Below are 11,256 nucleotides of genomic sequence, written 5' to 3'. Positions count from 1 at the left end.
GTGCCCCGCGCCCGCGACTTCACCCGCCAGGCGCTGCGCGACTGGGGGTGGCTTCCGGCCGCGACCGCCGACCACCGGGCCGCCGCCGAGGATGTGCTGCTCGTCGTCTCCGAGCTGGTCACCAACGCCTGTCTGCACGCCGACGGCCCCGAGGAGCTGCGCGTCAGCTGCAACGCCAAAGTGCTCCGGCTGGAGGTCGTGGATCTCGGCACCGGTACGCCCGCGCCGCGCACCCCGCACCGCGCCGGACGCCCTGGCGGCCACGGCATGTTCATCGTCCAGCGGCTGTGCCTGGACTGGGGGGTCGTGCGGAACGTGGAGGGGACCGGCAAGACGGTCTGGGCAGAACTGGCCGCGCCGGGCTGAAGAGCACGGCTCAGGCGCCACGATCCCGCTTTCACTCAACCCTTCCCCCGCCCCACGCCGATCCGGCGTGCTCTTTGTCTTCCCTTGACAAGGTCCCCGGCGTACCGTCAGCGCCCAATCTGATGTGCCGTCAGTTACATCCGGCTGCGGCGCTTGACGAGAGGGGATCTCGTGGTGTCCCACAACCAACGCCGTCCGGCCGGCCGTGGCGGCGCCCTCACGCTCGCGGCGGCTCTGGCCGGCTCCGTGGTACTGCTCACCGCCCCGGCCGCGCACGCCGACACCGTGGACGTCGACTACAAGTGCAAGACGCCGATCGGCGACAAGAGCGCCGTATCGCCCATCGACATCAAGAGCGTCGCGAGCGGCGGCTCCTACAAGCTCACGATGTCCTTCCAGAAGGGCGTCTCCTCCAGCCCCGTCGAGCTCGGCAAGGGCGCCATGCACCCCAGCGCGCTCATCAAACTGGGCGGAGCGGAGAGCGGCACGGTGTCGGTGTCGGGCCCCGCCAACGACAAGGCCATCCCCGCCAACACCCCGATCAAGATCAGTGACCTGTCGGGCACCTACACCCCCAAGAAGAGCGGAAAGGTCACCTTCACCGCCTCCACCCTCACCATCAAGGCGCTGGGTACGACCACCACCTGCACCCCCGGCAACAACCCCAAGCCCTCGCTGACACTGGACGTCAAGGCCGCGGGCGGCGGCGGAGACTCCGGCTCCACCGGCGGTTCGGGCAGTACGGGCGGTACGGGTGGTACGAGCACGGGCGGATCGGACGGCTCCGGCGGCGCGCAGGGCGGCTCCGGCAACGACCAGCTGCCGCAGACCGGACCGACGGACTCCGCCGTCGCGCTCGGCACCCTCGGTGGCACGGTGCTGCTCGCCGGAGTGGCCGGGGCGCTCTGGCTGACCCGCCGTCAGCGTCCCACCCCCTGACGCGCGCGGCAGCCGAGGAGCCGCCGATGCCGTCGCGTATCCGTGCAGCGGTCCATGCCGTCATCCGCCCGGCCGGGCGGGCAGCCGTACGTCCGGCCGGGCGGGCAGCCGTACGCCGGGCCGTGCGGGCAGCCGTACGTCCGGCCGTCCGCCGAGCCGTCCGCGCCTGTGCCCCGGTCCTGCTGGCCGCGTCCCTGGTGAGCCCCGTGCCGTGGGCCTCCGCGGCGGCCGCCGCCGGGCCCGACTGGTCGGCGGCCCCCGCCGCCGGGGGCGGCGGCGCACCGGGCGCGGGCGACCGGCCGTACATCTACCTCGAAGGCGGGCCCGGCGCCGTCCTCGAGGACAAGCTCTCGGTCACCAACCGGAGCGAGCAACCCCGCACCGTCCGGCTGCGCGGCGGCGAAGGCGCCCGGATCGCACTGGCCGAACGGCGGGTGACGGTGCCGCCCCGCACCCGCGCCGACATCCCCTTCACCGTCACCGTCCCCTCCGACGCGGTGCCCGGTGAGCACCCCGGCGCGGTCATGGTCTCCTCCGGCGGCCGGGAGATCGCGGTCCGGCTGCGGCTGCGGATCAGCGGCGCGAGGCTGTCCGCCCTCTCCGTCGAGGACGTGACGGTCCAGGACCACGGCGGCGGGGCGGCCATCCGCTACGCCCTCGTCAACCGCGGCAACACCGTGCTCACCCCCCGGCTGGCCGTACGCGCCGACGGGCTCTTCGGCCAGGTGCTGCGCCGGGCCCCCCGCACCCTGCCGGTCGAGCTGCCGCCGGGCAAACGGGTGCGGCTCACCGAGAGCTGGCCGGACCCGCCCGCACTGGACTCGGTGGACGTACGGCTCACCGTCACCGCGGGCGGGGGCGCGCACGCCACCGCGACCGCCGGCTACACGGCCGTCCCCTGGTGGCTGCTCGCACCGGTGGCGACCGCCTTGGCGGGCGCCGGGGGAGGCGTCTGGCTGCTGCGCAGACGACGCCGCAGACACCGCACACCGCGATCGCAGCCGCAGTCGGAACCGCAGCCGCAGCCGCAACCGCAGCGCACAGGGGCAGGAGCGACCACGTGAACGCACGCCGACACCCAGGCACCCCGGCCCGGCCCTCCGCCGTGCTCACCGTGCTCGCCCTGGTCCTCCTCACCCTCGGCGCGCCCCTTACGGTCGGCGCCGCGGCGGCCGAGGTCCCGACCGCGAAGGTCTCCAAGGCCGAGGCGGGCACGGGCGGCACGGTCACCGTGACCGGCGCCCACTGGCGACCGCGCGCCCTGCTCACCCTGCTCATCTGCGGGCAGAACATGATCGGCGGCACCAACTCCTGCGCCAACGGCGACGGCAGGGCGGTCACCGTCGGCGCGGACGGCACCTTCACCAAGAAGCTGCCGGTGTCCGAGCCGCCCAAATCCTGCCCCTGTGTCATCCATATAGCGACCGTCACCGGCGAAGCCGCCGCCGCGGACGTGGCGTTCAAGGTCGCCGGACACCCGGTCGCGCCGCTGCCGAAGGAGCGGACCGGAGGCGAGCGGCTGAGCGTGCTCTCGGCCCGGCTCGACGGCTCCAGCGGGCTGCTGACCTGGTTCGGCGCGCCGCCGAGGCGACAGCTCGTGGTCACCGTCGGCAATCTCGGCTCGACCCCGGCCCGCGACCCGGTCTTCGAGGTGGGCAGCTCGCACGGCGTCTTCGCCCCCTCCTGGGAGGAGCAGCGCTGGCGGGGGACCATCCAGCCGGGGAAGAAGGCGCAAGTCAAGCTTGACGTCGAACTGTCCGCCGGGGCCCATGGCGACTATCTGGTCTCACTGCGCTACGGCCACAAGCTGCTCGTCGAACAGCCGTGGGCGGTGGGACGGCCCTGGGGCGTCACGCTCTTCTGGGTCCTGCTGTGCGTGGTGGTCTCGGCGGCGGTCTTCCGGATCGGCATGGCCGTCGTGGACAAGGTGCGGCCCCGTACGGCCCGGACCGCGCCACCACCGCCCCCGTTCCCGCCCTCGTCGCCGCCGTCCGGACCGGCCGCGGCGGACGGCGCACCGCCGGCGCTGCCCTGGTTCACCCCGGACACCGCGCCGGAGGCCCGGCCGCACCACCAGATTTCCGCACCGACCGAGGAGATCCGACCGACCCCGAAAGGAACCACGTGAGATGCGACCAAGAGTGAGTGCGGCGGCCGTCGCGCTGCTGCTCGGCGGTGCGGGCGTGCTGCTCGGCGCGGGCAGCGCGGAGGGCGCCGAGGTCTCGTACAAGACCGAGTGCTTACCGCCCCCCATCTCCGGTCTGCCCCCGGTGGAGGGCACCACGACCGTGGCCGTGACGGCACCGGAGACGGCGAAGGTCGGGGACGAGGTCGAGGTGGTGTGGAAGACGGTGCAGGCCGCCTCCAAGAACCCGCCCATCCTCGACCTGGAGGCCAACACCGTGCTGCCGACCGGCACCGTCACGGTGGGCGGTGCCCAGACCGGCGAACTGGCCATGGAGGGGCCGCGGGAGAACCCGGCGATCCCCAAGGGCGGTGAGATGAAGCTCTCCGACATGAAGGGGAAGCTGAAGCTCACCAAGGCGGGAGAGGTGACGCTGACGCCCGGCGGCTACAACATCAACGTCAGCAAGCCGCTGCCCACGGACACCAAGTGCTCGGCGAAGGAGGACGTCAAGGCCGCCGCGACCATCAAGGTGACGGACGGCGGCAGCGGTCCGGGCGGCACGACGAGCGGTACGACGAGTGGCACCACGAGCGGGACGACCAGCGGTACCACGAGCGGCACCACCAGTGGTACGACGAGCGGGACGACCAGCGGCACCACAAGTGGCACCACGAGCGGTACCACCGGCGGTACGACCAGCGGCACGACCGGTGGCGGGGGCGGCGGTGGCGATTCGTACACCGGTAAGGAGGTTCAGGCCGCCTACGCCTGCAAGACCCCCATCGGCGACAAGAACGCCACCTCCCCGGTGCAGATCAACGCCACCAAGAGCGGCGGGAACTTCGAGCTGACCGTGAAGTTCGGCAAGTCCGTGATGGACAGCCCGGCCGACATCCCCGCCGATTCGGTCAAGCCGTCGATGGCCGTCAAGGTCGGCGGTGCGGACAAGGGCACCGTGGCCGTGGCGGGGCCGACCAACAAGGAGCCCATCAAGTCCGGCGATCCGATCGAGATCCCCGACCTCACCGGCACCTACAAGCCGGGTGCGAGCGGCAAGTCGACGCTCACCCCCGGGGTGCTGACGGTCAAGGCACTCGGTACGACCACCACCTGCACCCCGTCCAAGGACCCCGGCGTCTCGCTGGAGCTGGACACCACCGGCCAGCCCGGCGGCACCACCGGCGGTGACTCGACCGGCGGCGGCAGCGGCTCCGGCGGCGGCACCTCCGGTGGCGGCGGTTCGGGCAGCAGCGGTGGTTCGGCCACCAGCGGCGGGCTCGCCGACACCGGTGCCAGTGACCACGGCGGGCTGAAGGCGCTCGCCCTGATCGCCGGTACCACCGTGCTGCTCGGCGGGGCCATCTTCACCCTCACCCCGTGGCGCAAGCTGCGCGGCACCACCCGCTGAACCGGCCCATACGAAAGCCCACACGAAAGCCCACACGAAAGCCCATACGAAAGCCCATACGAAAGACGAGGGGCCCGGCGCGGATCTCCCCGCGCCGGGCCCCTCATGACCCTCTTACGGACGTCAGTGGACGTCGGCCATCAACGCCACGACCTTCCTCCGGTACATGAAGACCGCGAAGCCCGCGAGCGCCGCCATCGTCGCCTCCAGCGCGATCACCCCGACCCCGCTCAGGTCGACCCCGGCGATGGACAGCAGGCCCGTGACGCAGTCGCCCGCGGTCACGGCCAGGAACCACACGCCCATCATCTGGCTGGCGTACTTCGCCGGTGCCATCTTGGTGGTCACCGACAGGCCGACCGGCGACAGGCACAGCTCACCCATCGTCTGGATCATGTAGATCGACACCAGCCACAGCGGGCTGACCTTGGTCCCGTCCCCGGCCATCCCCATCGGCACGACGAAGACGAAGAACGAGGCACCGACCAGGACCAGGGCCATCGCGAACTTCAGCGTGGTGTTCGGCTCCCGGTCACGCCGCGCCAGCCACAGCCACATCCAGGCGAAGACCGGCGCCAGCGCCATGATCATCAGCGGGTTGACGGACTGGAACCACGAGGACGGGAAGTGCAGCCCGAAGATCGTGTCCGCGGTCTTGGAGTCGGCGAAGGCCGACATCGTCGAACCGCCCTGGTCGTAGATCATCCAGAACACGGCGGCGGCCACGAAGAACCAGATGTAGCCGCTCACCTTGGTCTGCTCGACCGCCGAGAGCTCCCGATCGCGCTTGATCCGGATCAGCACCCCGGTCGGGATGATCAGGCCGAGGATGGTGATCGGGATCAGCACCCAGTTGAGGGTCCAGCTGCCGCTGAGCACCACGCCGGTGTAGAAGACCGCGGCCACGATCAGCCAGATCATCGCCTTGCGCAGCCAGGAGCGGCGCTCCTCGGCCGCCAGCGGGGTCGGGACGACGCTGCTCTCCGCGCTCAGGTGGCGGGTGCCGATCAGGAACTGGACCAGGCCCAGCGCCATGCCGAGGGCGGCGAGCGCGAAGCCGAGGTGCCAGTTGTACGACTGGCCGACAGTGCCGATCACCAGGGGAGCGGCGAAGGCACCGAGGTTGATGCCGATGTAGAAGATGGTGAAGCCGCCGTCCCGGCGCGGGTCCTGCGGACCGTCGTAGAGCTGGCCCACCATCGTCGAGATATTGGCCTTGATCAGACCGGAGCCGAGCGCCACCAGGCCGAGACCGGCGAAGAAGGTCGCCTGGCCGGGGACGGAGAGCGCCAGATGCCCGGCCATGACGACGCCGGACGCGATCACCACCGTCTTGCGCGGACCCCAGACCCGGTCGCCGAACCAGCCCCCCGGCATGGCCAGCAGATAGACCATGGCCAGGTACACCGAGTAGATGGCCACCGCGTTGCCCTCGGTCATCCCGAGTCCGCCGCCCTGCCCGCCGTCCTTGGCGTCGGGGCCACCGGAGATCAGATAGACGACAAGGAGGGCCCGCATGCCGTAGAAGCTGAACCGCTCCCACATCTCGATCATGAAGAGAGTGGCCAGGCCGCGGGGGTGGCCGAAGAAGGTTTTGCCGCCGGCAGGGGTCCCCTGCGCGGTGGCGCCCTTCGTCAGGCTGGACGCCATGGTTGTTTCCTTGTGTGCTCAGGGAGCGCTGCCGACGGGGCCAGCGCCCTGTGGGGGGATGGCTGAGCGACTGAGCGGCCGGGCGCGGCCGGGCCGGTTGTGCCGACCTCGTCCCGCTCCGGACATGACAGAGACCTTTGGGTGCGTCGTCGCCACCAAAGGCCCCGGAGGAGTGCTGCAGACGTTGTTTCACCATACGACACGTTCTTGACACCTTTGGATGCGGTGAGAGATAGCTCACGGGCGGGGTGTGCAACCTTTCGTGCTCCGTCCGTCGCGCCGTACGCGCCCCGTGCTCCGACCTCAGCGGACTACCATCACCCCCATGACCCGAGTACTGCTCGCCGAGGATGACGCATCCATCTCGGAGCCGCTCGCCCGCGCCCTGCGCCGCGAGGGGTACGAGGTCGAGGTGCGTGAGGACGGACCCACCGCGCTCGACGCCGGTCTGCAAGGAGGCGTCGATCTGATCGTCCTCGACCTCGGCCTGCCCGGGATGGACGGGCTCGAGGTCTGCCGTCGGCTCCGTACGGAGGGCCATGGCTTTCCGGTGCTGGTGCTCACGGCCCGCGCGGACGAGGTGGACACGGTGGTCGGCCTGGACGCCGGCGCCGACGACTACGTGACCAAGCCGTTCCGGCTCGCCGAGCTGCTCGCCCGGGTCCGGGCGCTGCTGCGGCGCGGTGCCGTCGAGACGCAGCAACAGCAGCCGGCCACCCATGGGGTGCGGATCGATGTCGAGTCCCACCGCGCCTGGATGGGCGACGAGGAGCTGCAGCTGACCGCCAAGGAGTTCGATCTGCTGCGGGTCCTGGTGCGGGACGCCGGGCGGGTGGTCACCCGCGATCAGCTGATGCGCGAGGTGTGGGACACCACCTGGTGGTCCTCCACCAAGACCCTCGACATGCACATCTCCTGGCTGCGCAAGAAGCTCGGTGACGATGCGGCCAACCCCCGCTATATCGCCACCGTCCGCGGTGTCGGCTTCAGATTCGAGAAAAGCTGACCAGAGCTGACACGGTAGGGCAATGCGCCGTCGCTTGATCAACTCCACCCTGGCCGTGGTGCTCGTCGTCATCGCGGTCTTCGGCCTGTCGCTGGTCATCGTCGAGACGCGGACCATCGAGAACAGCGCCCAGGAGAGCGTGAGCTCCGACGCCGTGCGCCTGGTCAGCATCGTCGACAGCAGGCTGCTCGGCGGCGAGGGGGTCACCCCCAGGGTGCTGCGCGAGCAGATCGAGCCCGGGCGCTACGCGGTGATCAGGATGCCCGACCACCGCACGGTGGAGATCGGCAAGCGCCCCACGGGCAGTGTCATCTCCGCCGAGGAGCCGGGGGAGCAGGGCGAGGCCGTCCGGGTCGAGGCGTCCCGCTCCACGGTGAGCCGTGAGATCGGCCGCACCATGCTGATCATCCTGGCGGTGGCGCTGCTCGCCGTGCTCGCCGCGGTGGCCCTCGCCGTACGCCAGGCACACCGGCTCTCCGCCCCGCTCACCGATCTCGCGGAGACCGCCGAGCGGCTGGGCTCCGGGGACCCCCGGCCGCGCCACCGGCGCTACGGGGTGCCGGAGCTGGACCGGGTCGCCGATGTCCTGGACGCGAGCGCCGAGCGCATCGCCCGGATGCTCACCGCCGAGCGGCGGCTGGCCGCCGACGCCTCCCATCAGCTCCGGACGCCGCTGACCGCGCTGTCGATGCGGCTGGAGGAGATCACGCTCACCGACGACCCGGAGACGGTCAAGGAGGAGGCGACGATCGCGCTGGGCCAGGTGGAGCGGCTCACCGATGTCGTCCAGCGGCTGCTGACCAATTCGCGCGATCCGCGCAGCGGCTCCGCGGTCGCCTTCGACCTGGACGAGGTCGTCAAGCAGCAGATCGAGGAGTGGCGCCCGGCCTCGCGCAGCGAGGGCCGCGCCATCGTGCGCTCGGGCAAGAAGGGGCTGCGCGCGGTGGGCACCCCGGGCGCGGTCGCCCAGGTGCTGGCCACGCTGATCGAGAACTCGCTGATGCACGGTGACGGAACGGTCGCCCTGCGTACCCGTGTCACCGGCAACCAGGCCGTGGTGGAGGTCTCCGACGAGGGGCCCGGGGTGTCGCCGGACCTGGGGGCGCGGGTCTTCGAGCGGACGGTCAGCGGACGGAACTCCACGGGGCTGGGGCTCGCCGTGGCGCGGGACCTGGCGGAGGCGGACGGCGGCCGGCTGGAGCTGCTCCAGCAGCATCCACCGGTGTTCGCGCTCTTCCTCAGCCGGGAGGCCGAGGACCCTTCGGATTCCTGAGCGTCCCTAGGGGGTGTCCGGCGGCTCGTGACGTCTGTGGCGGGCTGCTCCCCACCCCACCCCTTCCCGCGGCATCGATACGCGGCTCCGCCGCGTGGTCCGCCGGGCACCCCGTAGGCCGAGCGCTTACTTCCGGACCGGCTGCTTCCGGGTGGCCTGGGCGGGCGGCGCCTCGGACAGGAAGGCCTCCGCGCGCTCGACGGCCTTCCGCGCGGGCAGCGTCCGGAACACCCAGGTCCGGTAGGACCAGAAGCGGAAGAGGGTGCCCAGGCCGATGCCGAGGAACTTGAACACATTGCTCTGGAGTGAGCTGTCCCACCCGAAGCCATATGTGGCGGTGTAGAGCACACCGTTCTCGATGATCAGGCCGATAGCGCTGAACAGCAGAAAGAGGCTGAGCTCCTTGGTGCGGCCCTGCTTGTCGCGATCCCGGTAGGTGAAGTACCGGTATCCCAGGTAGTTGAAGCCGGTGGCGACCACCGTGGCCACGATGCTCGCCCGCACCACGGGGAGTTCGGTGACCCCGCGCACCAGGTTGAACACCGCGAGATTGACGAAGACGCCGGCACCGCCGACCACCCCGAACTTCGCGATCTCGCGGGTCAGTTGCCCCATCCGGGCACGCAGCCCACCGAGTGTGCTCCGTTCACTCATGGTGATCGTTCAGCCCCGTCCCGTCGGCGTTTCAATCACCCCATGCTAACCAGCGGCCGCGCCCCGCGCCCTTCAGGCCGCGAGGCTGGGCCCGGTGGATCATCTGGAGGTTCCTCCAACGCAGGTCAGGGCCGGTCGAAGGGGGAAGTTACCCTGGGAGGGTGACATTCCCGGTAGTCGGCATGGTCGGCGGCGGCCAGCTCGCCCGTATGACCCATGAGGCGGGCATCCCCCTCGGTATCAGGTTCAAGCTGCTCAGTGACACTCCCCAGGACTCGGCGGCCCAGGTGGTCAGCGATGTCGTCATCGGCGACTACCGCGACCTGGACACCCTTCGTGCTTTCGCACAGGGCTGTGATGTGGTCACCTTCGACCACGAGCATGTCCCCGCCGAGCATCTGCGCGCCCTGGAAGCGGACGGCGTGGTCATCCGCCCCGGAGTCGAGGCGCTGCTGCACGCCCAGGACAAGGGTGTGATGCGCGAGCGGCTGCGTACGGCCGGTGTGCCGTGCCCCCGCCACCGCATCGTCGCCGACCCCGAGGACGTAGCGCGATTCGCGGACGAGGGTGACGGCTTTCCGGTCGTCCTCAAGACGGTGCGAGGCGGCTACGACGGCAAGGGCGTCTGGGTCGTCCGCGGCGTGGCGGAGGCGGCCGAGCCGTTCCGCGCGGGCGTGCCCGTCCTCGCCGAGGAGATGGTCGACTTCGCCCGCGAGCTCGCCGCCAATGTCGTACGGTCCCCGCACGGCCAGGCCGTCGCCTACCCCGTCGTGGAGTCGATCCAGGTGAACGGGGTCTGTGACACGGTGATCGCCCCCGCCCCCGGCCTCTCCGAGGAGCTGTCCGGCCAGGCGCAGGAGATGGCGCTGAAGATCGCCGCGGAGCTCGGGGTGGTCGGCCATCTCGCGGTCGAGCTCTTCGAGACCCGCGACGGCCGGCTGCTGGTCAACGAGCTGGCGATGCGCCCGCACAACTCCGGCCACTGGACCCAGGACGGCGCCGTCACCTCCCAGTTCGCCAACCACGTACGGGCCGTGCTCGACCTCCCGCTGGGCGACCCGCGCCCGCGTGCCCCGTGGACCGTGATGACCAACGTGCTCGGCGGCGACTTCCCCGATATGTACACGGCCTATCTGCACTGCATGGCCCGCGACCCGGCGCTCAAGATCCATATGTACGGCAAGGACGTGAAGCCCGGGCGCAAGGTCGGCCACGTCAACACCTACGGCGACGACCTGGCCGACGTCCGCGAGCGCGGCCGCCACGCCGCCGACTACCTCCGAGGGACCATCACCGAATGAGCGCTCCTGTGATCGGCATCGTCATGGGCTCCGACTCCGACTGGCCCGTCATGGAAGAAGCGGCCAAGGCCCTCGACGAGTTCGAGGTCCCGTACGAGGTGGATGTCGTCTCGGCACACCGCATGCCGCGCGAGATGGTCGCCTACGGCGAGAACGCGGCGGACCGCGGGCTCAAGGCGATCATCGCGGGCGCGGGCGGCGCCGCCCACCTCCCGGGCATGCTCGCGTCCGTCACCCCCCTTCCGGTCATCGGGGTGCCCGTACCGCTGAAGTACCTCGACGGCATGGACTCCCTGCTGTCGATCGTCCAGATGCCCGCCGGGGTCCCGGTGGCCACGGTCTCCGTAGGCGGCGCCCGCAACGCGGGGCTGCTCGCCGCCCGCATCCTCGCCGCCCACGACGCCGGACTCCAGGCCCGGATGCGCGAGTTCCAGGACGAACTCAACGCCCAGGCCACGGAGAAGGGCAAGCGCCTGCGCGCGAAGGTGGGCGGGGCGGGTTCGTTCGGCTTCGGTCACTGAAAGCCAACTC

12 protein-coding genes are annotated in these 11,256 nt (G+C 71.0%); 10 read left to right on the top strand and 2 right to left on the bottom strand.

Annotated features, from left to right (window positions below):
• The 6 genes from GWI24_RS31500 to GWI24_RS31475 form a co-directional block, all read left to right on the top strand.
• Positions 1-366 (top strand): ATP-binding protein (locus GWI24_RS31500; protein ID WP_210949390.1); only part of this gene is annotated, 366 nt, incomplete at its 5' end.
• A 171-nt stretch (positions 367-537) separates the two neighbouring features.
• Positions 538-1,305 carry an LPXTG cell wall anchor domain-containing protein gene (locus GWI24_RS31495; RefSeq protein WP_210949388.1) on the top strand — a complete coding sequence of 256 codons (768 nt, stop codon included), beginning with the start codon at positions 538-540 and terminating at the stop codon, positions 1,303-1,305.
• A 54-nt stretch (positions 1,306-1,359) separates the two neighbouring features.
• On the top strand, positions 1,360-1,506 hold the full coding sequence (locus GWI24_RS46975) for a PT domain-containing protein (RefSeq protein ID WP_210949386.1): 147 nt from the start codon (positions 1,360-1,362) through the stop codon (positions 1,504-1,506).
• Complete coding sequence (locus tag GWI24_RS31485) at positions 1,503-2,369, top strand: hypothetical protein (RefSeq protein WP_374103361.1); 867 nt, start codon at positions 1,503-1,505, stop codon at positions 2,367-2,369. Before GWI24_RS46975 ends, GWI24_RS31485 begins: the two co-directional genes overlap by 4 nt.
• A complete protein-coding gene (locus tag GWI24_RS31480) occupies positions 2,366-3,433 on the top strand; it encodes a hypothetical protein (RefSeq protein ID WP_210949383.1) in 1,068 nt (355 codons plus the stop codon). Before GWI24_RS31485 ends, GWI24_RS31480 begins: the two co-directional genes overlap by 4 nt.
• A 1-nt stretch (position 3,434) precedes the next feature.
• Positions 3,435-4,841, top strand: a complete 1,407-nt coding sequence (locus GWI24_RS31475; protein WP_210949381.1) for a hypothetical protein — start codon at positions 3,435-3,437, stop codon at positions 4,839-4,841.
• Between the two features lie 123 nt (positions 4,842-4,964).
• Here the strand turns inward: GWI24_RS31475 and GWI24_RS31470 are convergent, their stop codons facing one another.
• Positions 4,965-6,491 carry a peptide MFS transporter gene (locus tag GWI24_RS31470; RefSeq protein WP_210949379.1) on the bottom strand — a complete coding sequence of 509 codons (1,527 nt, stop codon included), beginning with the start codon at positions 6,489-6,491 and terminating at the stop codon, positions 4,965-4,967.
• Positions 6,492-6,816: 325 nt separating this feature from the next.
• Here GWI24_RS31470 and GWI24_RS31465 point away from each other — a divergent pair, with 325 nt between their 5' ends.
• Together GWI24_RS31465 and GWI24_RS31460 are read left to right on the top strand one after the other, a co-directional pair.
• Positions 6,817-7,497: a response regulator transcription factor gene (locus GWI24_RS31465; RefSeq protein ID WP_020870789.1), complete on the top strand. Its 681-nt coding sequence runs from the start codon at positions 6,817-6,819 to the stop codon at positions 7,495-7,497.
• A 22-nt stretch (positions 7,498-7,519) separates the two neighbouring features.
• A complete protein-coding gene (locus GWI24_RS31460; RefSeq protein WP_210949378.1) occupies positions 7,520-8,770 on the top strand; it encodes an ATP-binding protein in 1,251 nt (416 codons plus the stop codon).
• A 126-nt stretch (positions 8,771-8,896) separates the two neighbouring features.
• Here the strand turns inward: GWI24_RS31460 and GWI24_RS31455 are convergent, their stop codons facing one another.
• Positions 8,897-9,424 (bottom strand): GtrA family protein, encoded by a 528-nt coding sequence (locus tag GWI24_RS31455; protein ID WP_210949376.1) that lies wholly within the window; start codon positions 9,422-9,424, stop codon positions 8,897-8,899.
• 182 nt (positions 9,425-9,606) lie between these two features.
• On the opposite strand from GWI24_RS31455, the gene GWI24_RS31450 reads away from it, so the two are divergent.
• Both GWI24_RS31450 and purE read left to right on the top strand, forming a co-directional pair.
• Positions 9,607-10,725, top strand: coding sequence for a 5-(carboxyamino)imidazole ribonucleotide synthase (locus tag GWI24_RS31450; protein ID WP_374103362.1), 1,119 nt, complete (start codon positions 9,607-9,609; stop codon positions 10,723-10,725).
• A complete protein-coding gene (gene purE, locus GWI24_RS31445) occupies positions 10,722-11,246 on the top strand; it encodes a 5-(carboxyamino)imidazole ribonucleotide mutase (RefSeq protein WP_210949374.1) in 525 nt (174 codons plus the stop codon). The genes GWI24_RS31450 and purE overlap by 4 nt, the downstream gene beginning before the upstream one ends.
• The last annotated feature ends 10 nt before the right edge of the window (positions 11,247-11,256 follow it).

The sequence above is a fragment of the Streptomyces sp. MK37H genome (genome assembly GCF_018035285.1).
In the GTDB taxonomy this organism is placed as follows: domain Bacteria; phylum Actinomycetota; class Actinomycetes; order Streptomycetales; family Streptomycetaceae; genus Streptomyces; species Streptomyces endocoffeicus.
The sequence above is the reverse complement of the archived record's forward strand: the minus strand, read 5'-3'. Positions and strand labels throughout refer to the sequence as shown.